The sequence below is a fragment of the Desulfobaculum sp. genome (genome assembly GCF_054921475.1).
The window spans coordinates 1-20,448 of record NZ_JBUDSW010000028.1; the positions used below are offsets into that span (position 1 = coordinate 1).

18 protein-coding genes are annotated in these 20,448 nt (G+C 63.6%); 6 read left to right on the forward strand and 12 right to left on the reverse strand.

The genetic code is table 11. From position 1 onward, the window contains the following. Positions 1-33: 33 nt before the first annotated feature. On the reverse strand, positions 34-903 hold the full coding sequence (gene rfbA, locus ACY69P_RS03085; RefSeq protein ID WP_459900507.1) for a glucose-1-phosphate thymidylyltransferase RfbA: 870 nt from the start codon (positions 901-903) through the stop codon (positions 34-36). Positions 904-1,059: 156 nt separating this feature from the next. Between rfbA and ACY69P_RS03090 the strand changes: the two genes are divergently transcribed. Then, positions 1,060-1,761 (forward strand): DUF1614 domain-containing protein, encoded by a 702-nt coding sequence (locus ACY69P_RS03090; protein ID WP_459900508.1) that lies wholly within the window; start codon positions 1,060-1,062, stop codon positions 1,759-1,761. Between the two features lie 16 nt (positions 1,762-1,777). Continuing rightward, the gene (locus ACY69P_RS03095; RefSeq protein ID WP_459900509.1) at positions 1,778-2,581 is read left to right on the forward strand and encodes a MogA/MoaB family molybdenum cofactor biosynthesis protein; all 804 of its coding nucleotides are present in this window, start codon (positions 1,778-1,780) and stop codon (positions 2,579-2,581) included. Between the two features lie 472 nt (positions 2,582-3,053). Here the strand turns inward: ACY69P_RS03095 and ACY69P_RS03100 are convergent, their stop codons facing one another. From ACY69P_RS03100 to aroC, 3 genes are all read right to left on the reverse strand, one after another. Next, positions 3,054-3,815, reverse strand: a complete 762-nt coding sequence (locus ACY69P_RS03100; RefSeq protein WP_459900510.1) for an RNA methyltransferase — start codon at positions 3,813-3,815, stop codon at positions 3,054-3,056. Positions 3,816-3,838: 23 nt separating this feature from the next. Next, positions 3,839-4,939 (reverse strand): redox-regulated ATPase YchF, encoded by a 1,101-nt coding sequence (gene ychF / locus ACY69P_RS03105; protein WP_462326531.1) that lies wholly within the window; start codon positions 4,937-4,939, stop codon positions 3,839-3,841. A gap of 158 nt (positions 4,940-5,097) precedes the next feature. Then, positions 5,098-6,150, reverse strand: coding sequence for a chorismate synthase (gene aroC, locus ACY69P_RS03110; RefSeq protein WP_462326532.1), 1,053 nt, complete (start codon positions 6,148-6,150; stop codon positions 5,098-5,100). Positions 6,151-6,312: 162 nt separating this feature from the next. On the opposite strand from aroC, the gene ACY69P_RS03115 reads away from it, so the two are divergent. Beyond that, a complete protein-coding gene (locus tag ACY69P_RS03115; protein WP_462326533.1) occupies positions 6,313-6,900 on the forward strand; it encodes a hypothetical protein in 588 nt (195 codons plus the stop codon). Between the two features lie 64 nt (positions 6,901-6,964). On the opposite strand, the gene ACY69P_RS03120 is transcribed toward ACY69P_RS03115, so the two are convergent. The 5 genes from ACY69P_RS03120 to ACY69P_RS03140 form a co-directional block, all read right to left on the reverse strand. Continuing rightward, positions 6,965-7,909 (reverse strand): DUF1848 domain-containing protein, encoded by a 945-nt coding sequence (locus ACY69P_RS03120; RefSeq protein WP_462326534.1) that lies wholly within the window; start codon positions 7,907-7,909, stop codon positions 6,965-6,967. 96 nt (positions 7,910-8,005) lie between these two features. Beyond that, positions 8,006-9,082 carry an aminofutalosine synthase MqnE gene (mqnE, locus tag ACY69P_RS03125; RefSeq protein WP_462326535.1) on the reverse strand — a complete coding sequence of 359 codons (1,077 nt, stop codon included), beginning with the start codon at positions 9,080-9,082 and terminating at the stop codon, positions 8,006-8,008. 164 nt (positions 9,083-9,246) lie between these two features. Next, a complete protein-coding gene (purN, locus tag ACY69P_RS03130; RefSeq protein ID WP_462326536.1) occupies positions 9,247-9,921 on the reverse strand; it encodes a phosphoribosylglycinamide formyltransferase in 675 nt (224 codons plus the stop codon). A gap of 83 nt (positions 9,922-10,004) precedes the next feature. Continuing rightward, positions 10,005-11,513, reverse strand: a complete 1,509-nt coding sequence (cobA, locus tag ACY69P_RS03135) for a uroporphyrinogen-III C-methyltransferase (RefSeq protein WP_459900522.1) — start codon at positions 11,511-11,513, stop codon at positions 10,005-10,007. Between the two features lie 232 nt (positions 11,514-11,745). After that, complete coding sequence (locus ACY69P_RS03140) at positions 11,746-14,403, reverse strand: valine--tRNA ligase (RefSeq protein ID WP_462326537.1); 2,658 nt, start codon at positions 14,401-14,403, stop codon at positions 11,746-11,748. Between the two features lie 208 nt (positions 14,404-14,611). Between ACY69P_RS03140 and ACY69P_RS03145 the strand changes: the two genes are divergently transcribed. Then, on the forward strand, positions 14,612-15,877 hold the full coding sequence (locus ACY69P_RS03145; RefSeq protein WP_462326538.1) for a BPL-N domain-containing protein: 1,266 nt from the start codon (positions 14,612-14,614) through the stop codon (positions 15,875-15,877). Between the two features lie 63 nt (positions 15,878-15,940). Further along, complete coding sequence (locus tag ACY69P_RS03150; protein WP_459900527.1) at positions 15,941-17,071, forward strand: AI-2E family transporter; 1,131 nt, start codon at positions 15,941-15,943, stop codon at positions 17,069-17,071. A gap of 95 nt (positions 17,072-17,166) precedes the next feature. Here ACY69P_RS03150 and hemC read toward each other — a convergent pair whose 3' ends face one another. The 3 genes from hemC to ACY69P_RS03165 form a co-directional block, all read right to left on the reverse strand. After that, positions 17,167-18,093 (reverse strand): hydroxymethylbilane synthase, encoded by a 927-nt coding sequence (hemC, locus tag ACY69P_RS03155; RefSeq protein ID WP_459900529.1) that lies wholly within the window; start codon positions 18,091-18,093, stop codon positions 17,167-17,169. Between the two features lie 89 nt (positions 18,094-18,182). Then, complete coding sequence (locus tag ACY69P_RS03160; protein WP_404843771.1) at positions 18,183-18,419, reverse strand: FmdB family zinc ribbon protein; 237 nt, start codon at positions 18,417-18,419, stop codon at positions 18,183-18,185. Between the two features lie 32 nt (positions 18,420-18,451). Continuing rightward, positions 18,452-19,069 carry a D-sedoheptulose 7-phosphate isomerase gene (locus ACY69P_RS03165; protein ID WP_459900531.1) on the reverse strand — a complete coding sequence of 206 codons (618 nt, stop codon included), beginning with the start codon at positions 19,067-19,069 and terminating at the stop codon, positions 18,452-18,454. A gap of 240 nt (positions 19,070-19,309) precedes the next feature. On the opposite strand from ACY69P_RS03165, the gene ACY69P_RS03170 reads away from it, so the two are divergent. Continuing rightward, a partial coding sequence (locus ACY69P_RS03170; RefSeq protein ID WP_462326539.1) for an ABC transporter substrate-binding protein occupies positions 19,310-20,448 on the forward strand: 1,139 nt, incomplete at its 3' end.

The window sequence follows — 20,448 nt, forward strand, 5'->3', positions numbered from 1 at the left end:
GGGCCCGCTGCGTTTTCTGTCAGCCGCTGCGGGCTAGACGCCTTTGGCGACGTCCATGAGGTAGCGGCCGTAGTCGTTTTTGAGCATCTCTTCGGCCAGCTTCGCCAGCTGCTCCGCCGAGATGTAGCCCATGCGGTAGGCAATTTCCTCAATGCTGGAGACAATGACGCCCTGTCGTTCCTGTATGGCCTGCACGTAGGTGCTGGCCTGCAGGAGGGATTCGTGGGTGCCGGTGTCCAGCCACGCAAGGCCGCGCCCGAAGAATTCGGCCTTGAGCTGGCCGCGGCGCAGGTACTCGTTGTTCACATCCGTGATTTCCAGCTCGCCGCGCGCCGAGGGCTTTAGGTTTTTGGCGATGTCCACCACGTCGTTGTCGTAGAAGTAGAGGCCGGTCACAGCGTAGCGCGACTTGGGCTGCTTCGGCTTTTCTTCAATGCTCAGGACGTTTTGCAGGTCATCGAATTCCACTACGCCGTAGCGCTCGGGGTCGCGGACCTTGTAGCCAAAGATGATGCCGCCGCGCTCCAGCTGCGAGCATGCCTGAAGCGTCACGGACAGGCCCTGTCCGTAGAAGATATTGTCGCCAAGGATAAGGCACACGGAGTCGTCGCCGATAAAGTCCTCCGCCAGAATGAAGGCCTGCGCAATGCCCTCTGGTTCCGGCTGGACCTTGTAGCTGATCTTCAGGCCAAGGTGCGACCCGTCGCCGAACAGCTCCTCCAGCCGCGGCAGGTCGCGCGGGGTGGATATGAGGAGAATGTCGCGGATGCCCGCCAGCATGAGCACCGACAGCGGGTAGTAGATCATGGGCTTGTCGTAGACGGGCAGAAGCTGTTTGCTGGTTGCCCGCGTCAGGGGATAAAGCCGGGTGCCGGACCCGCCTGCGAGAATGATGCCTTTCATGCGCGATTCCTCTGGTATGAATGCCGTTTTACTTCGTCGTGTGGCTGGGGTACTCTGTGGTATCTGCGGAGTCGGCATTCCGCCGCCCGCGTCATCTGTATGGAAATATAGGGTATTTTCCGTGAATGCGAAACCCTGCCGGAGCTCTGCGACCTCATGAGACCATTCTTCTCCTTTCCGTTTATGGTGCTCGCCCTTGTGGGCCTTGTCTTCGGACTCATATTCTTCTTTATCCTCATACAAGTCGGCCTCGTCACCGTCGCCTTCACCAAGATAGGCCTTACGCCGGGGCAGGCTCTTCTTATCCTCATTGCCACTCTCTTCGGCAGCGGCATCAATATGCCGTTCTTCCGCACCGGGCGCACCGTGCGTGTGCCTGTGGGGCCGCGCCGTTTGTTCATGGATAGCCGCGGCTACATGCAGGCTTCGCCGCAGGAAATGGAGCTGCAGGATCAGGTGGTGGCCGTCAACTTTGGCGGTTGCATTATCCCCTGTCTGCTCAGCCTCATGGTTGTGGGGCAAATTGGCGTTTCCTTCGGCCTTGGTCTTGCCGTGGCGGGCGTTGTTGCCGTGTGCTATGCTGTAGCACGACCCATGCCAGGGCGAGGCATCGGCATCCCCATGCTTGTGCCGCCCCTTGTTGCGGCCCTGTGCGCCATTATCTTTGCGCCAGAGGGCCAAAGTGCCCACGTCGCCTATGTGGCAGGCAGCATTGGCACCCTTCTCGGAGCTGATGTTCTGCACCTGTGGGACCGCCGGATGCTCGACAAGCTCGACGCGCCGCTGCTCTCCATTGGCGGTGCGGGCACCTTTGACGGTATTTTCGTGACAGGCATCGTTGCCGTTTTGTTGGCGTAAGCAAGGAGTCTGACCCATGCGCATCGAATACAAGGACATTGTCCTCCTTACCGAAACGGAACTCGACTTTAAGCCCGGGGACCAGACCCCGCTGCCCACATATCCTTCCGCAGGGCACATCCTCTGGCCCGAGCATCCGCATCAGATGCCCGGCGTGGGCGCATACCTCCAGCGCGGCGAGGAAAAATGCTTCGCCATCCGCTCCCTGTTTTGGACCCCCGCGCCAGACCCCAAAGCCACCGCGCGCCGTGGCGCTGTGTTGGAGTCGCTGACGGATATCCATCTCGACCCCGGCTCCTACGGTTTCTCCTGCGTGAAGGATGGCATCAGCCTCGCGTGGATTGTCATGTCCGACAAAGGCGCTGCCGGAATGCGCGAGGACAGCTGCGGTCCCCTTATCGAAGAGGCCGTCAGCAAAACCCTGCCCCTGTGCATGACCCAAGGCTTCCTCATCCCCGACGACGCCCGGCAACTCAAAGGCCTGCTTTCCGGCCTGTCGCTGCACCAAGGCTTTGACCTTATCCTGACCAGCGGCGGCACCGGCGTTGGGCCACGCGACATCACGCCCGAAGCAACCCTCAAGGTGATCGAAAAACGCCTGCCCGGCTACGAACAGGCTATGATGCAAGCCAGCCTCGCCAAGACGCCACACGGCGCCATCTCGCGCGCTGTGGCCGGGACCATCGGCTCCACCCTCGTCGTAAACTTGCCCGGCAGTCCCAAAGCCGTCAGCGAAAACCTTGAGGCCATCCTGCCGACACTCCAGCACACCATAGATAAACTCCAAGGCGACCCCACAGACTGCGCCGCTGTGTTGTAGCTGCCGCTACGGGGATGTACGCCACGATTGTGTTTGCAGGAGGGGTTCCACCGCGAGGTGGGGCCCTTCTTTTTTTGCCTTCGGCGACTCAAGGGTATGATACCCTTGAGAATCCCCAGGATTTTCGGGGCGGAAGCCGCCCCGAAAATAGGGGGTAGCGTTTTTGGCCTTCATCTTTTTCCATGGCCTCTGTTTTTTTCAAAACGCCGAACAGGGATTCTCACCGTTTATCGCCACGTGCCAAGGCCCCCAAAAAAACATCCACACGGACGGGAGCCGTCAGGGGTGACGACAGTCCCATACAAGGGCACCCGGTTTGTGCGCACATGGGAGTTTTAAGGGCCCACGGCCCTTAAACCTGCGGAGCAAAACTGCTTCTCACTCTCGGCGCCGATGGCCTGCCCTTGGCGATAAAAAAAGCGGCCCCCTCGTATGAGGGGGCCGCTTGGAGCGTTGGGCTGTGGCGACGGCGTTAGCCGTTGTCGCTGTCTGTGGTGCGTCCGGCTTTGTCGGCGATCCATTTGACCTGCCTGCAGACGCCCATGATCATGTTGAATTCGCTCCTGCGGAAGGGGGCGCGTTGCAGGAAGCGGCGGACGGGGAGCATCCAGTAGTCGGTGTTCTCGTCCTTGAGGTAATCGATGGCGGCGAGGGTGTCCTTGAGGTTGCCGAAGAGCAGTTCCATTTCCTCGTGTGTGGCGAGGTTGGTGGGCGCGGGCTGCGCGGGTTCTTCGCCGGGGTGCTCCATGACGTTCTTGAAGCACTCGTAGAGCACGACGAGGACGGCTTGGGCGAGGTTCAGGGAGCTGGCTTCTGGCGAGGTCGGGATGGTGAGGAGCTTGCCGCAGATTTCGGTTTCCTCGTTGGTGAGGCCGCGGTCTTCGGGGCCGAAGACGACGGCGACGGAGCTGCCCTGACCCATTTGCCCGGCGATGGTGGAGCCTGCCTTTGCGGGCGTCCAGAGGCCCTTGCGCCAGCCGCCGGTGCGCGCGGTGGTGCCATAGACGAACTCAAAGCCAGCAAGGGCTGTGGGCAGGTCGTCCACGACGCGCATGGAGCTTAGAATGTCGACACCCTTGGGGGTGGCGAGGGCGCTGGCGCGTCCGAGGTCCCAGTTCCGGGGCTGCACCACGATGAGGTTGGGGCAGCCCATGTTGGCGCAGGCGCGCGCGGCGCTGCCCACGTTCTCGGGGAACTTGGGATGAAAGAGGACGATGGTCAGGTTTTCGAGCATCCGATGTGTCTCCGCTTTGGGGCCTAGACGTTGAAGAGGAAGTGCATGACGTCGCCGTCGTTGACGACGTAGTCTTTGCCTTCCACACGCAGAACGCCCTTGGAGCGGCATGCGGACTCGGAGCCGTTGGCCACGTAGTCGTCATAGCCGATGACTTCGGCGCGGATGAAGCCGCGTTCGAAGTCGGTGTGGATGACGCCGGCCGCCTGCGGGGCGGTGTCGCCTTCGTGGATGGTCCACGCGCGCACTTCCTTTTCGCCTGCGGTGAAGTAGCTGATGAGGCCGAGGGTGGCGTAGCCGGTGCGGATGATGAGGTCGAGGCCGCTTTCGCTGACGCCGTAGGACTCCAGAAATTCCTGATACTCTTCGCCTTCGAGGCCGATGAGTTCTTCTTCCATCTTGGCGTTGATTTTGGCGACGCCTGCACCGGTGGTGGCGGCGCGCTCGCGCACTTTGGTCACGAACTCGTTGTCCTCGACAAGGGCGTCTTCATCCACGTTGCAGCAGTAGACGACCTTCTTGTCGGTGATGAGGTGGAGTTCCTTGCGCACTTCGCGGCAGGCGTCGGAGTCGCGGCCCTCGAAGGTGCTGACGGGGTTCAGGCCGCCGAGGTGCTCCAGCAGGGCGGCGCAGCAGTCCACTTTGGGCTGGAGCTTCTTGTCGCCTTTGACCTGCTTCTTCATGCGCTCCAAGCGGTTTTCCACGCTTTGGGCGTCGGCCATGATGAGCTCGGCCTCGATGACTTCGATATCGCGCAGGGGATCGACGGAGCCGTCGACGTGGACGACGTCGTCGTTGGCGAAGCAGCGCACCACGTGCAGGATGGCGTCGGCCTCGCGGATATTGGCGAGGAACTTGTTGCCAAGGCCTTCACCTTTGCTGGCGCCTTTGACAAGGCCAGCGATGTCGATGAAGTCCACGGTGGCGTTCAGCACGCGCTGGGGCTTGACCAGTTCGGACAGCTTATCAAGGCGCGGGTCGGGCACGGGCACGACGGCCTTGTTGGGTTCGATGGTGCAGAACGGGTAGTTCGCGCTTTCGGCGTTCTGCGCCTTGGTCAGCGCGTTGAAGAGTGTGGACTTGCCCACGTTGGGCAGTCCGACGATTCCTATGCTCAGTCCCATGGGATGATTCTCCGGAGTTGGATTTGCAGCGCGGGTGGCGGGGTGAGGTGCGGCATGTGGCGCAGGAGGCCTCCGCGCGCGTTGCACGGGCTTAGTAACAGGTGCCTGCGCACTCGGCAAGCCCTGCGTCACGAGGGGAAAGGGTCCGTACCACTGGCCTAGGCGTTGCGCTTTTGCAAAAGCAATAAATCCGCAAGCACAAGGCTCACCATAGCCTTGAGCACGGGATTGACGCGGGGGATGGCCGCAATGTCGTGCCGCCCGCCGATGGAGATGCTGGTGGCCTCTCCGGCGCGGGTGATGGTGTGCTGCTCCTTGGCGATGGACGGAATGGGCTTGATGGCGGCGCGGGCGATGATGGGCTGCCCGCTGGAGATGCCGCCAAGGGTGCCGCCGGCGTTGTTGGTGGCGAAGCCTTCCGGGGCGATGGGGTCGTTATTGACGCTGCCCACGGAGCGCGCGGCGGCGAAGCCTGCGCCGATTTCAACGCCCTTGACTGCGCCAACGCTCATAAGGGCGTAGGCAAGGCGCGCGTCCAGCTTGTCGAAGACGGGTTCGCCGAGGCCTGCGGGTACGCCGGTAGCCATGACTTCCACAACGCCGCCGAGGGTGTCGCCTTGGCTTTTGGTGTCGCGGATTTTGGCTTCCCACGCGTCAACGATGGCGTCGTCCGGCGCAAAGAAGGGGCGGTCCTGCGCGCCTTCGGGGTCGGTGATGGGCGCGGGGATGCCGCCGATTTCCACGGTGTAGGCCGTAACGTGAATCCCCACGGTGGCAAGCAGGGCCTGCGCAATGGCGCCGCCGACAACGCGCGAGACGGTTTCGCGTCCGGAGGAGCGTCCGCCGCCGCGATAGTCCCGCACGCCGAATTTGGCGTCGAATCCAAGGTCGGCGTGGCCGGGACGGTAGACGTTTTGAATTGTGGAATAATCGCGCGAGCGCTGGTCCTCGTTGGCGATGTGAAAGCCGATGGGCGTTCCGGTGGTGGCGCCCTCGAACACGCCGGACAGCAGGCGCACGGTGTCGCTTTCCTTGCGCGCTGTGGAGGCGATGCCTTGGCCGGGCTTTCTGCGGTCCAGCTCGCGCTGGATGCTCTCCTCGCTCAGGGCGATGCCTGCGGGACAGCCGTCTACCACGCCGCCAAGACCGGGCCCGTGTGATTCCCCATATGTCGTCAGACGAAAAACGGTTCCGAACGTATTTCCGCTCATGTTCCCTCCATTACTCGTGCGGTAGTAGCAGAAAAGCGTGCAGGGCACCACTGGCGGGCGACGCGTGGCGCGCTGGAGGCGGCGGGACAAGGGGCTGGCCGGGTACGGATGATGCATGCCCTGCCGCGAAGGGGAAAAGACTGCCGAGCAAGGAGAACACATATGGCACTATCTGGAATTGGCTCCGGCGGCCTTGGCGCCGGTTTGGGCGGCGCGACGTTGACTCCGCCCGAGCGCCCGCAAGGCGCAAGCGCTGGCGGGGCAACGAGCGGCGAGGCCCTTGCGCGCGAGGCGGAAAAGGTCCGCAAGGAGCAGGAGGCCAAGGAGCAGGCCGCCAAGCTTGAGCAATCGAAGATGGACTTCATCGCCAAGTATGTGAAGTCCTTTGGCGCGCCGGAGGAGTTGGACCGTGACAAGCAGTCCTTCAAGGACCGCCTGCGCGGCAATGGTGAGGACCCCGACAAGTCGGAGCACATGAACGCGTTGGCCTTTGAAACGCTCTCCGAGGCTGTGCAGGACCCCAATGACGAGGGGAAAATCACCGTCTACGCCACCAAGGTGGATGGAGAGGGAAACGGCAAGATTTCCCGCGCTATGGCGTTTGATTCCGGCGATGGCGAAGACCGCAGTCAGCTGACGCCGGAGCGCCGCCGCGCGGCCAAGATGTATGAGCAAAACGGCAAGAACGAGCAGGCCGTGGCTGGCGGGGAGAAAGACGACGAATCCCCGGAGACGGACAAGATGGTGTAGCTGGCGCCCGCCGGGAACGCGCTGATGCTGCGCGGGAACGAAGGCGCACCGCAGCGCATGCCCGTTAGGATGATTGCCAGAGGCTGAGCTGGCGCGGTCGCTCCTGCGGCACCTTGGGCCAGCCTACAAGGGCTGGGCTGTGCGGGTCGTGTTCGCGCAAGGTCTCGACGACGTTGCGCTCGCGCGATGTCGCGTAGCAGTAGGCGCACTTGAAGCGGCAGGTGTCGTACACGCCAATATCCACGGACGAGACGCACCGGCATCCCGCACGCTGGCCGGTATCCGGCGCGGCGTGGATGGGGCGGCTGGCAAGGCGCTCTATAAGGGCGCGGTCGAGGCAGGCGCCGGGATGAATGCCGTGGGCGGCAAGGTCCACGGATTCGGCGCAGGTCTGGATATGCATGCCATGGGCGTTCGCGGCGCCGGCTAGGGCGCGGGCGGTGTCGTTACGTCCGGCGTGGTCGGTGCGTGCGTCGTGGCAGTGGACGCCGTGGTCGCGCCTTAGGGCGTCAAGGCGGCGCTGCACCTTGGGGTACACGTCCAGAAAGCTGATGACGACGCGCTGGGTGGCTCCGGAGAGCGCCTCGGCAATGCGCCCAAAGGTGTCCGCATGAAACTGCGGCGGCGTGGCGCTCGAAAGGATGATGGGGTCGTAGCGCCAGACAACGCGCTCCGGACCGAGGCGGTCCGCAAGGCGCAGGAAGGCGTCTATGCGGCGCTCAAGGGACGGCAGGCGCGGCTCAAAGGCGCGCGGGTAGCCGTTCAGGGTGTAGAAAAACAGGGACCGGAACCCAAGGCTGGCCGCAAGGTCGAGGCTGCCCGAGAAGGGCTCAGGATTTTTTGACCAGAAGACGAAGAGGTCCACGGCGTCCGGCGTCAGGGGGACGCGGCGTACCTGCTGGGGATTCATGGGATTGATGGAAAGGGCGAGGCCCTCGCGCAGACGCAGGGAGAACCATGCGTTGTAAAAGGCGGGGATGTCCGTTCTTCTGCTGACACTGACGATCATGTCTGCTCCCGAAACGGCGCTGGCCGAAGCAAGAAGCGGGGGACCGGGGCGAGATGCTCCGGTCCCCCGTTTGTGTTGTTGTGGCGTGTGGTGGCGCTATGTGGCCGGCGTGGGGCCGCCAACTTCCTCAAAGAAGGTGTTGCGCTCCACCGGGGTAAAGCCCGCCTGCCGGATGGTTTCCTCCAGCTTGGCAACGGTCATGCCTGTGGGGGAGGACGCGCCGGCGGCGTGGCCGACCTTTTCCTCCACAAGGGTGCCGTCAAAATCGTCCGCGCCAGCGTGCAGGGCCATCTGCGCAGGCTTGATGCCCGAGAAGGCCCAGTAGGCCTTGAGGTGCGGCACGTTGTCCATGAACAGGCGCGAGATGGCAATCATGCGCAGGTAGTCCACGCCGTCGGTGCCTTCGGCCTCCAGCGGGTTGTTCCCCGGCTGGTACTGCAGGGGGATGAAGACCTTGAACCCGCCGGTACGGTCCTGCACGTCGCGCAGGGCGGCCATGTGCTCCAGCCTGTCGCGCCACGACTCAATGTGCCCAAAGAGCAGGGTGCAGTTGGTGGGCAGGCCGAGACCGTGGGCGGTTTCGTGGATTTCCAGCCAGACGTCGCCGGAAACCTTCTCCGGACACAGCTTCTGGCGCAGCTTGGGCGAAAAGACTTCCGCGCCGCCGCCGGGCAGGGCGTTCAGGCCGCTGTTTTTCATGTCCGTGAGGACGTCGGCGTAGCTTTTGCCCGTCTGGCCGGCGAGGTAGGCGACCTCGACGGCGGTGAAGGCCTTGATGGCAATGTCCGGGCGCTCCTCACGCACGGCGGCGATGAGGTCCATATAGTAGGAGTAGGGCAGGTCCGGGTTCAGGCCGCCGACGATGTGGATTTCCGTGATGGGCTCATGGGCGCGCTCGCGGATGCGCTGACGGATGTCGTCGATGGAGTAGGTATAGGCTCCCTCGTCGCCTGCGCGCTTGGAAAAGGCGCAGAACCGGCAGGCATTGGCGCACACGTTGGTGAAATTCAGGTGCTGGTTGTAGACCCAGAACGCCTTGTCGCCAAAGCGGCGCTCGCGCGCGGCCTTGCCCAGCTCGCCAAGGGTGTGGATGTCGCAGGATTCGGCGAGGGTCAGCGCCTCCTCAACGGAGATGCGGCCGCCGCCAAGCAGGGTGTCGAATATCTTCTGCATGGGTGGTGCCTCACATGCTGGTTTCCGCCGCCACGGTGAAGCCCGTGGCGCGTGGTGAACATACGGGCACAGGCCCGCTGAGTAAAGCCCCGGCCGGGAAGTGGAAAGCGGCCCGACGCAAATGCCTCGGGCCGCTGTGGCGGATTCTGTGAATGTCCGGCGGGTTAGAAACCCTCATCCAGCGCGGGGCAAACGAGTGCTCCGGGCGTGCTGGCGGTGGGGATGGCGTCGGCGTCCTGCACATGCACGTGGCGTCCGTCGATGTTCAGGCGGCCTTCGGCCAGCCACTGGATGGCCTGCGGGAAGATGCGGTGCTCGTAGCGCAGAATGCGCGCGCCAAGTTCGCCCTCGTCCTCGCCGGGCAGGGCTGGGACGGCGGCCTGAATGACGACGGGGCCGTTGTCCATGATTTCATCCACAAAGTGCACGGTGCAACCGGAGATGCGCACGCCGTACTCGGCGGCGTCGCGCTGGCCGTGGGCCCCGGCAAAGCTGGGCAGCAGGGCGGGGTGGATGTTGAGGATATTGGGCGTAAACTCGCGGATAAAGCCGGGGGTGAGGATGCGCATGAATCCCGCAAGGATGATGACGTCCGCCCCGTGGTCGCGGATGGTGGATATCATGGCCGCGTCAAAGGCCTCGCGGCTGTCGTAGTCGCCGTGCTGGAGGACCGCTGTGGGCAGGCCGTGGTTTGCGGCGCGGGTCAGGCCGTAGGCGTCCGCCTTGTTGGACAGCACCAGCTTGATGCTGGCGTCAAGGCGGCCATCCTCGATGGCGTCGATGATGGATTGCAGGTTGGAACCGCCGCCGGAAACCAAAACCGCCAGAGACAGGGACATTCGGGTGCTCCTTGGGATGCTGCCAGCGCAGGCTGGCATGAAGCAGGCTGCACTATAGCAGCCTGCCTTTGTGTGACAAACCGTTAGGCCGAGGCCAGTGCGTCGGCAAGGGCCGGGATGGTGTAGTCCTCGGGCTGGATGTCCGGGGTGAAGCCGTAGCCCTCAAGGGTTTTGGCCGTTACGGGACCGATGCACGCCAGCTTCACCTGAGGCAGGTGCTTTTTCAGTTCCTCGGGCGGGAGCAGCTGAAAGAAGTTGTCCACGGTGGAGGAGCTGGTGAAGGTGACGTAGTCCACGTCGCCTGCGTCCAGCTTCTCCTGCAGGGATTCGGGGCCCTGTTCGTTCAGGCCGGTCTCGTACACGGGCAGGATGCGCACCTCTGCGCCCGCCTTGCGCAGTTCCTCGGGCAAAACCTCACGCGCAACCTTGGCGCGGGGGATGAGGATGCGCGTGCCGCTGGCTACGCCGCGCTCCAGCAGGCCGGAGACGACATGCTCGGCAACGTACTTCTCGGGCACGAAGTCCGGGCGGATGCCGCGGTGTTCCAGTTCCTTGGCCGTTGCGGGGCCGATGGCGGCCACTTTGCGCCCGCCAAAGGCGCGGGTGTCGAGGCCCATGGCCTCAAGCACGGTCCAGAAGCGCTTCACGCCGTTAACGGAGGTGAAGACCACCCAGTCGTAGGCGTCCATGCCGGTGATGGCCTCGCGGATTTCCGCGTCGTCGGGCATGGGATTGATGCTGATGGTGGGAAACTGCATCACGCAGGCGCCCTGCTCGCGCAGGATGTCGGCAAAGCCGCTGGCCTGCTCGCGGGCGCGGGTGACAACAACGCCCTTGCCCAGCAGGGGGCGCTGTTCGAACCAGTTCAGCTTGTCATGCAGGGAGCAGACGCTGCCCACAACGATGATGGACGGCGCCTTGAAGCCGCGGGCTTTGGCGTCCTCGGCCACATTCTCCAGCGTGGAGACCATGGACTCCTGCGTGCAGCGGGTGCCCCAGCGCACGAGCGCCACGGGGGTTTTGGGATCGCGGCCGCCCTGCATGAGGTTGTCCGCAATCATGGGCAGGTTTTTTACGCCCATGTAAAAGACGAGGGTGGATTCGCTCTTGGCGTAGACGTCCCAGTTGTGGCCGGATTTTTCCTTGGTGGGGTCCTCGTGCCCGGTGATGAAGCAGACCGAGGTGGTGTGGTCGCGGTGGGTGACGGGGATGCCCGCGTAGGCCGGCGCCGCCACGCCGGCGGTGATGCCGGGGACCACCTCAAAGGTGAGGCCTGCGGCCATGAGCTCTTCGGCCTCTTCGCCGCCGCGGCCAAAGACGTAGGGGTCGCCGCCCTTGAGGCGGGCGATAGTTTTGCCTTCCGCCGCGCGCTGGACGAGCATCTCGTTGATTTTGTCCTGCGGGAGGGTGTGGTCGCCGCCCTTTTTGCCCACGTAGATGATTTCCGCGTCGGGGCGTGCGTACTGCAGGAACTCGTCGTTGGCGAGGTAGTCATAGACGAGGATGTCGGCGGTCTCCAAAATCTCTTTGGCCTTGATGGTCAGCAGTCCGGGGTCGCCCGGACCTGCGCCGATGAGGTACACGTCTGCCATTGTGGCTCCTTTGCAATATGATTGCGGCAACCGGGGGTGCCCCCGTGCTCTGTGTTCGTGGTCCGTTTCCGCCGCGCGGGCGGCGGGTTGGCAAGGCGGCGTGTGCGCCTGCGCGCATGTGTGCACATACGCAACCGGGCACCCCGGCGCAAGGCCGAGATGCCCGGAATGGTATCTCTTGTCTCGTCAGGTGCGGCCAGCCGTGCGGCCACACTGCTCGCGTCCTTCCGGGCTAGGCAATGGCCTCCCGCAGGCGCTGCTGGAGCGAAACGAGCTTGTCTTTCTTTTCGGTGAGTTCCGCGGCCTTGGCGCGCTCGCCGTCAACGACGTCCTGCGGGGCGTTGTTGACGAAACCGGCGTTGGACAGCTTCTTCTCCACGATGGACAGGGTTTTTTCCGCTTTGGCGATTTCCTTTTCAAGGCGCGCCAGTTCGTCGTCAAAGTCCACGGCGCCGGACAGGGGCACGAAGACTTCATGACCGGCCACCACGTTGGTAGCGGAGGCCTTGGGCGCGGTGACGTCCGCACCGAAGTGCATCTCGCCAAGGCGGGCAAGGCTGGCGATGAGGTCCTGATGCGCGTCGAGGAATTCGCGGGTGTCTTCGTCCTTGGTGCGCACCAGCAGGGTCAGCGGCAGGGACGGCTTGATGTTCAGCTCGCCGCGGATGTTGCGGACGCTGACGATGATGTCCTGCAGCAGCTGCATGTGCTCCACCACGCCCTGAACGCGGCACTCGGGGCGGCGCTCGGGGTAGGGCAGGGTGGCAAGGTCCTTGCCGTCGTTGCCGGGCAGGGTGACGAAGATTTCCTGCGTGATGAAGGGCATGATGGGATGCGCCAGCGTCAGGATTTCGGACAGCACGGTGTGCAGGACCTGCTGGGTCATCTGCTTGCGGTCTTCGTCCTCGCCGTTCAGGTCGCCCTTGATCATTTCAAGGTACCAGTCGCAGAACTCATGCCACGTGAAGCCGTAGATGATTTGCGCGGCGTCGTTGAAGCGGTAGCCTTCAATGGCCTGCTGTACGGCGTCCTTCACCTCTTCAATGCGGGTGAGGATCCACTTGTCGGCAACGCTGGTGGCTTTTCGCACGTCGTGGCCGGGCATTTCGTCGGGCAGGTTCATGAGGGCAAAGCGTGCGGCGTTCCACAGCTTGTTCATGAAGTGGCGGTAGCCCTCGATGCGGTCCTCGGAGAGCTTGATGTCGCGGCCCATGGCGGCCAGTGCGGTCAGGGTCAGGCGCATGCTGTCTGTGCCGTACTTGTCGCACATGGTCAGGGGGTCGATGACGTTGCCCGTGGACTTGGACATCTTTTTGCCTTCGCCGTCGCGGACAAGGGCGTGGATGTACACGTCGTTAAAGGGCACCTCGTCCATAAAGTGCAGGCCCATCATCATCATTCTGGCAACCCAGAAGAAGAGGATGTCAAAGCCGGTGCTCAGACAGGACGTGGGGTAGAAGGTCTTCAGCTCCTTGGTCTGGTCCGGCCAGCCCATGGTGGAGAAGGGCCACAGCGCGGAGGAGAACCACGTGTCCAGCACGTCCTCGTCCTGCGTCAGGTTGGAGGAGCCGCACTTGCTGCAGGTGGTGGCGTCCTCGCGGGAGACGATAAGCTCGCCGCAGTCCTGACAGGTCCACGCGGGGATGCGGTGGCCCCACCACAGCTGACGCGAGATGCACCAGTCGCGGATATTGTCGAGCCAGTGGAAGTAGGTCTTGTTCCAGGACTCGGGGTAGATTTTGGTGCGGCCATCCTTCACGGCCTTGGCGGCCTCGTCGGCAAGGCCCTTCACGGCCACGAACCACTGGGTGGAGACGTAGGGCTCGATGGTGGTCTTGCAGCGGTAGCAGTGGCCCACGTTGTGCTCGTGCTCTTCGATTTTCTGCAGGTGGCCTGCCTCGTCGAGCATGGTGATGATTTTGGCGCGGGCGTCGGGGCAGGAGAGGCCCTCGAACTCAGGACCGGCGGCTTCGCTTAGCGTGCCGTCGTCGTTCAGGATGGAGATGACCTCAAGGCCGTGCTTGCGGCCGAGTTCCCAGTCGTTCATGTCGTGGGCGGGGGTCACCTTCAGACAGCCGGTGCCGAACTCGCGGTCGACGTACTTGTCGCCGATGATGATAAGCTTGCGGCCAACCAGCGGCAGGATGGCGTGCTTGCCGATGAGGTGGCTGTAGCGCTCGTCCTCGGGGTGCACGGCGATGGCGGTGTCCGCCAGCATGGTCTCGGGGCGGGTGGTGGCGATGGTCAGGTCGCCGCTGCCGTCCTCCAACTTGTAGGTGACGTAGTGCAGCGCGCCCTTTTCGGCGGCGCGGTCCACTTCGTCGTCAGCCAGGGCGGTGCTGCAGCGCGGGCACCAGTTGACGATGTAGTCGCCCTTGTAGATGAGGCCTTCCTCATACAGGCGCACAAAGACCTCGCGCACGGCGCGGGAGAGCCCTTCGTCCAGGGTGAAGCGCTCGCGGGTCCAGTCCACGGAGCAGCCAAGGCGGCGGATCTGGTTGAGAATCTTGCCGCCGTACTCTTCGCGCCATTCCCAGACGCGTTCCACGAATTTTTCACGGCCAAGGTCTTCACGGCGGACGCCTTCGGTGGCAAGCTTGCGCTCAACGACGTTCTGGGTGGCGATGCCGGCGTGGTCGGTACCGGGCACCCACAGGACGTTTTTGCCCTGCTGGCGCTGGTAGCGACACAGGATGTCCTGCAGGGTCAGGTTGAGGGCGTGGCCGATATGCAACTGGCCGGTGACGTTGGGCGGGGGAATGACGATGGAATAGGATTCACCCTCTGCGTCAACGTCGGGAGTAAAAGTCTTATTGTCTTCCCAATGGGCGCGCCAGCGCGACTCGACGTCGGCCGGCTCATAGCCTTTGGGCAGGGTTTTCACAGCCATGTGTGTATCTCCTCGTCTTCACTTCTTGACGTATTTTCCGTAAATTCAACCCTGTCCAAGACGCGCACCCGGCCATGGCCGCCACGTGACGGATGGGGGACGGCCATATGAATGCGGTGCCTCTGCACCGCCTTGAGCAGGGAAAGCTCCGCGGGGACAGGCTGCCTGCGGAGTGGCGCGGCAACACAGCCTAATGAGCATACGCACAATGTCAAGCATCTACATATACTGGGACGAATCGCACTTGTGGGGCCTTCTGGCCTGGAGAGCCATTAAATCCTGGGGTTTGCCCTACCGTCTTGTACGAGGCGACGAAATAGCCGACGGCATACTTTCCACCGACCCGCCGAAACTGCTGCTGGTTCCCGGCGGCTGGGCGCGGGCCAAGTACGATCTGCTGGGCGAGCAGGGCGTGAGCGAAGTGCGCCGCTATGTGCGCCACGGCGGCAACTATTTGGGCTTTTGCGGCGGCACCGGGCTGGCCCTGAGCGGGCCGTACGGCCTTGGGCTGTGCCCGTGGAAGCGCCGCGCCTTTACGGACCGCCTGCAGCACGCGTGTAGCGGGCATATGTTCACCAACGTGGAGGCGTCCAGCGACCTTGTGCCGGGCAGGCTTCCCGAACAGCCGCTTATCCCCGTGTGGTGGCCCGCACGTTTTGAGTATCAGCCGCACGAGGACATCACGGTGCTGGCGTCCTACAGCACGCCGGGGCCGGATTTTTGGGTGGCGGACCTGCCGCTTGAGAACGTGCCCAAGCAGCCGCTGTCGGACCTTGAGTCGCAATATGGCATCCGCATCTGGCCGGAGTTCATGACCGACCAGCCCTGCATCATTGAGGGCAAGTTCGGGCAGGGGCGGTACATGCTGTCCTACGCGCACCTTGAAACGCCTGCCTCCGTGGACGCCAACCATTGGCTGTCGCATATTTTGTACACCATGACCGGCGAGGAACCTGCGGGCGGTGTGCTGTCTGTTTTGCCCGCGTGGAATCTGGAGCGCCTGCCCCGGCGCTGGCCCGACGAGGACGGCGGCGAGGCCCTTGCGGCGGTGAAGGCCGCCCTTGAGGACATCATCGCCCTTGGCATGGACCATCTGCTGCTCTTCCGCCGCAACTCGTGGCTGCTGGGCTGGCGGCGCGGCATCCCCGGCGGGTACATCAACTTCCTGTACTCCATGGCCTGTCAGGCCCAGAACCTGACGCCCACCAAGGAGGCCGCCGAGTACTGGAAGGCGTCGTGCGACAAGTTCCTTGAGGATATGGATCACTTTCGCCACGGCCTTGCCGGATATCTGCTGGCCGAGCGGCTGGCCATGTCCGTTCCCGAGTCGTCGGGGGATATCCCCGGCGACAGCCTGCGAGAGCAGCGCATTGCCCTGTTCGGCCAGCATATGAACTACGGCGGCATGTACGCCAAGCTGGTGCGCGTGCTGGACAAGGTGCTGTGGCTGACCCTGCGTTACGGACCGTCCTGATGCGCGCACGCCGCGCCCTGATTGCAGACTGCGCCCTTTGTGGGCCGCAAATGGGAGGCCCCAGTGCTCAGTAACGAACGTCCCTATACCTTTGACCGCGTGGTCCGGCTGGCGTTGTCGGCGGTGTTTTTGGCGGCCCTTATATGGCTGCTGAATTACCTGTCCGACGTGCTCATTCCCTTTGCCGTGGCCCTGCTGCTGGCCTACCTCATCAATCCGCTCACCGAGGCCGTGGAGCGCCGGGTGGGCAACCGTTTGGTGGCGGTGCTGGGCAGTTTGGTCCTTGTGGGGGCCACCTTGTGGCTGGCGGTGTGGCTGGTTGCGCCTATGATTGGCACCGAACTGCGCCATATGGCGACGCTGGCCTCGCGCATTGCCGACGGGTCGGAGTTTGACCGCAAGGCCCTGCAAAGCCTGCCCCCCGAGGTGTGGGGGATGATCAAGGACGCCCTCGGGCAAAAGGACATCCAGCAATTTTTGACCTCGCCGGACGTGCTGGCCTTTGCCAAGAATGCCATTGCGCGCATTGTGCCCGGCGTGTGGGGGCTGATGCAGGGGGCGGCCAGCGCGGTGCTGGCCGTGGCCGGTGCGTTTATCATCCTGCTGTACTTGGTGTTTTTGCTTCTCGACTACCGCCGCGTGCGCGATGGCTGGACGAGCATCATTCCCCCCGGACGGCGGGAGGCCGTGGTGGAGTTTGCCGCGGAGTTCAACAGCGGCATGAGCCGCTACTTCCGCGCGCAGGCCGGTGTGGCGTCCATTGTGGGCGTTCTCTTCGCCATTGGCTTTGCCCTCATCGGCCTTCCCCTCGGGGTGCTGCTGGGGCTGTTTATCGGCCTGCTGAACATGGTGCCCTATCTGCAAATTGTGGGCTTTATCCCCGCCTTTGCCCTTGGTGTTGTGCACGCGCTGGAGACGGGCACCAACGTCTGGCTGGTGCTGGCGCTGATTACGGCGGTGTTTGCCGTGGTGCAGGTGCTGCAGGACGGGGTGCTCATCCCGCGCATTATGGGCAAGGTGACGGGTCTGTCCCCGGCCATTATTCTGCTGGCGCTGTCCATATGGGGCAAGTTGCTTGGCATGCTGGGCCTGCTCATTGCGCTGCCCGCCACGTGTCTGCTGTGGGCGTATTGGCAGCGGTATGTGAACCATGTGAGCGTGGCGGCCACGCCCCCGGATGAGGCGGAGGGCTGACGCGCTTTCGACTGTCAGCGAGACGTTTTGCAAAAAAAACAGGCCGGTGCACCGTGGTGCACCGGCCTGTTTGCGTTGGGGCAAAAGGGGCGGGCTTACTGCTGCTCGCAGTAGAGCCTGTCGAGGATGGCTTTGCCGCCTGCGTCGAGGACTTCCTGCGCAAGGTCAAGGCCAAGCTCAAAGGCGTCCACGGCGTGGCCGCTGGCTTCGCGGCGGATGGGGGAGGTGCCGTCCACATCGCAGACGAGACCCGTCAGGTGGATGGTGTCGTCCTCCAACACGGCGTTGGAGGCGATGGGCACCTGACAGCCGCCATCAAGGCCGGTGAGGAAGCCGCGCTCGGCCTGCACGGTTACGCGGGAGACGGGATCGTTCAGGAAGGCGAGCATTTCGCCCATGGGGCCGTCCTCGGCGTATTCGATGCCAAGGGCGCCCTGCGCCACAGCCGGCAGGAACTCCGGCGGGCCAAGGCGGGTCATCTTGGGCGCGGTGAGGCCAAGGCGGATGATGCCGGCGGTGGCCATGATGATGGCGTCGTACTGGCCTTCTTCCATCTTGCGCAGGCGGGTGCCCACGTTGCCGCGCAGGTCCAGAACGTTCAGGTCCGGGCGCAGGGCCAGAATCTGGGACCGGCGGCGCAGGGAACTGGTGCCGACCTTGGCGCCCTCGGGCAGGGCGTCCAGTCCGTCGTAGTGGACGGAGAGGAGGGTGTCGGTGTTGTCCTCGCGCTCGGGGTTCACGCCAACGATGAGGCCCTCGGGGAGCACGGTGGGGACGTCCTTCATGCTGTGGACGGCGATGTCCGCGCGTCCATCCAGCAGGGCTTCTTCGATTTCCTTCACGAAGAGGCCCTTGCCGCCGACCTTGGCCAGCGGAACGTCCAGAATTTTGTCGCCCTTGGTCTTGATGGAGAGCAGGTCTACCTCAAGCCCGGGGTACTGGTGCTGCAAACGGGATTTGATGTGCTCGGCCTGCCAGAGGGCGAGCTTGCTGCCGCGGGTGGCTATGGTGATGCGTTTCATACAGACTCGTGCGTGGGGTTGAAGGTACGACAAACCGGGAGGGTCCGTGTTGGGCGCTCCCGGTTAACGAGACGTGCTGGCGGTGGTGCTCAGTGGCCGCAGGACGAACAGCTGCCGCCGGAGCATCCGGCGCAGCCGCTGGAGGACGAGCTGGACGCGGTGCCAAGGCTGTCCCCGCCGCCAGCGGATTTGAACTGGCAGCAGCTGAGGAGTTTTTCCGTCTTTTCGGAGCCGCAGGACGGGCATTTGACCTGCGTTGTGGAGCCGATGACAAGCTCCTCGAACTCGTTGCCGCATTTTTCGCAGCGGAATTCATGGATGGGCATGGGAACCTCCCGGGGTTTCGGACTCGAAGATGTTAGTCCTCATCCAGATAGGGCGTCAATTCCACCACCGCTTCAAAGAGGTAGTGGTCCACCAGCTGGCACAGCAGGTGCTCAATGGCAAGGTGAACTTCCTGAATGAGGGGGGTATGCTTGTGCTGGACGGCAAGCAGATGGTCGCAGTGGCGGGCCATTTCGCCGCCTTCTCCGGCGGTGAGGCCGATGGTGGTCAGGCCTTTGTCCCGCGCGGCCTTCAGCGCGCGCACAAGGTTGGCGCTGTTGCCGGAGGTGGAGATAGCCAGCAGCATGTCGCCGCTTGCGCCAAGGGCCTGCACCTGCTTTTCAAAAACTTGGTCAAAGCCGTAGTCGTTGCCAATGGCCGTGATGGCGGAGGTATCCGTGGTCAGGGCAATGGCGGGCAGGGGCGGACGTTCCATGAGAAAGCGGTTGACGAATTCGGCGGCCACATGCTGGGCGTCGGCCGCGGAGCCGCCGTTGCCGGCAAGAAGGAGCTTGCCGCCGCGCGCCATGCACACGGCGATGCGCCGGGCCACGTCCACAACATCGTCGGTGTGGTCGCGGAAGTATTCCTCACGGAGCGTCACGCCGGATGCGGCGTGTTCCTGTACTATGGATCGTGCGTCGTCGGCCATGTAATGTCCTTGTGTGGGCTTGTCCGTTTTATCCGGACATGGAGAGTGTGAGCTATCCCATTTCCGGGCACCTGACAATAACCACCCTCGCGCCGATGGCAACCCCTGTGTCCATGGGCGTTGCGGGCGGGGTGCGGCCAGCGCTGTGCATTTCCGCGGGGGTTTGCTACGGTAGAGGCATGTGAAGAAAGCCTTCCCGCGCGCAGTGGTGCGGGGTGAAGTCGTATCCGGGAGGCGCTCATGAGACGCTGGATTGCCGCCTTGGCTGTGGCGCTGTGCATTGCGCCGGGGCCAGCGCTGGCGAAGCAGACCATCACCATAGGGTTCAACCTGTCGATGTCCGGCGATATTGCTGGCGTTGGGCTGTCCGCGCGCAATGCGGCGGAGCTGGCCCGGCGCGAGGTGAACAGCCGGGGCGGGGTGGAGATTGGCGGCGAAAAGTACGAACTGAAATTTGTGTACCGCGACAATGGCTCCGTAGTGGAGCAGGGCGTTGCCGTGGCCCAAAAGTTGTGCAGCCGCAGCGATGTGCTGGCGATTATTGGGCCGAACTCCTCCAAGCTGGCGGTGCCCGTGGGCGGCACCTGCAATGCGAGGGCAACGCCCATGGTGTCGCCATGGTCCACCCATCCCAGCACAACAAAGAACCGCCCGTGGGTGTTTCGGGTGCCATATCTTGACGATGCGCAGAGCAGGGTCGCCGTGGACTTTGCCCGGCGGACCTTTGGCGCGCGGACTGTGGGTATCATTTTCGATACCAGCAACGACCATTCCATCGGCATGGCCGAGATATTCCGTACGCGCTGGGAATCTGTGGTGCCGGAGGGCGAGGTTGTTGCCTTTGAGCCGCACCCGCCCATGGTGCGGGACTATACGGCGCTGCTTCGGCGGGTTCTCGCCGCAGGGCCGGATATGTTGTACATCCCGGACAACTACAATCAGGCGGCGCGCATTATCCGGCAGGCCAGCGCCCTTGGCTGGGACGGCCCCATCATGGGGTCCGATGCGTGGGACGCTGTTGATTTTGTGAAGCTGTGCGGCGAGCCGTGCCTGAATTTGTATTTTACCACCAACTATATTGGCACAGCGGGCAATGGCAGAACCCATGCCTTTGTGGACCGCTTTACGGTGGCGTATGGCTACGCGCCGGACACGGTGGCGGCCCTGACGTGGGACGCCGTCTATTTGGTGGTGCGCGCCCTTGGCGAGTTGGACGCGGTGGGGGATGACCTTGCCTCAAGCCGCCTTGCCGTGCGCGAGGCGCTGGCGGGCATCCGCAACTTTCGCGGCGTGACCGGGACAATGCACTTCAATGCGCAGGGCGATCCCGTCAAATGCGTGATTGTGGCGCGTGTGAACGAGAACGGCGAGTTTGCCTT

What these genes read in the sequence shown, in the direction of transcription:
- rfbA (WP_459900507.1), bottom strand. Translation starts at nt 903, where the DNA reads ATGAAAGGCATCATTCTCGCAGGCGGGTCCGGCACCCGGCTTTATCCC.
- ACY69P_RS03090 (WP_459900508.1), top strand. Translation starts at nt 1,060, where the DNA reads ATGAGACCATTCTTCTCCTTTCCGTTTATGGTGCTCGCCCTTGTGGGC.
- ACY69P_RS03095 (WP_459900509.1), top strand. Translation starts at nt 1,778, where the DNA reads ATGCGCATCGAATACAAGGACATTGTCCTCCTTACCGAAACGGAACTC.
- ACY69P_RS03100 (WP_459900510.1), bottom strand. Translation starts at nt 3,815, where the DNA reads ATGCTCGAAAACCTGACCATCGTCCTCTTTCATCCCAAGTTCCCCGAG.
- ychF (WP_462326531.1), bottom strand. Translation starts at nt 4,939, where the DNA reads ATGGGACTGAGCATAGGAATCGTCGGACTGCCCAACGTGGGCAAGTCC.
- aroC (WP_462326532.1), bottom strand. Translation starts at nt 6,150, where the DNA reads ATGAGCGGAAATACGTTCGGAACCGTTTTTCGTCTGACGACATATGGG.
- ACY69P_RS03115 (WP_462326533.1), top strand. Translation starts at nt 6,313, where the DNA reads ATGGCACTATCTGGAATTGGCTCCGGCGGCCTTGGCGCCGGTTTGGGC.
- ACY69P_RS03120 (WP_462326534.1), bottom strand. Translation starts at nt 7,909, where the DNA reads ATGATCGTCAGTGTCAGCAGAAGAACGGACATCCCCGCCTTTTACAAC.
- mqnE (WP_462326535.1), bottom strand. Translation starts at nt 9,082, where the DNA reads ATGCAGAAGATATTCGACACCCTGCTTGGCGGCGGCCGCATCTCCGTT.
- purN (WP_462326536.1), bottom strand. Translation starts at nt 9,921, where the DNA reads ATGTCCCTGTCTCTGGCGGTTTTGGTTTCCGGCGGCGGTTCCAACCTG.
- cobA (WP_459900522.1), bottom strand. Translation starts at nt 11,513, where the DNA reads ATGGCAGACGTGTACCTCATCGGCGCAGGTCCGGGCGACCCCGGACTG.
- ACY69P_RS03140 (WP_462326537.1), bottom strand. Translation starts at nt 14,403, where the DNA reads ATGGCTGTGAAAACCCTGCCCAAAGGCTATGAGCCGGCCGACGTCGAG.
- ACY69P_RS03145 (WP_462326538.1), top strand. Translation starts at nt 14,612, where the DNA reads ATGTCAAGCATCTACATATACTGGGACGAATCGCACTTGTGGGGCCTT.
- hemC (WP_459900529.1), bottom strand. Translation starts at nt 18,093, where the DNA reads ATGAAACGCATCACCATAGCCACCCGCGGCAGCAAGCTCGCCCTCTGG.
- ACY69P_RS03160 (WP_404843771.1), bottom strand. Translation starts at nt 18,419, where the DNA reads ATGCCCATCCATGAATTCCGCTGCGAAAAATGCGGCAACGAGTTCGAG.
- ACY69P_RS03165 (WP_459900531.1), bottom strand. Translation starts at nt 19,069, where the DNA reads ATGGCCGACGACGCACGATCCATAGTACAGGAACACGCCGCATCCGGC.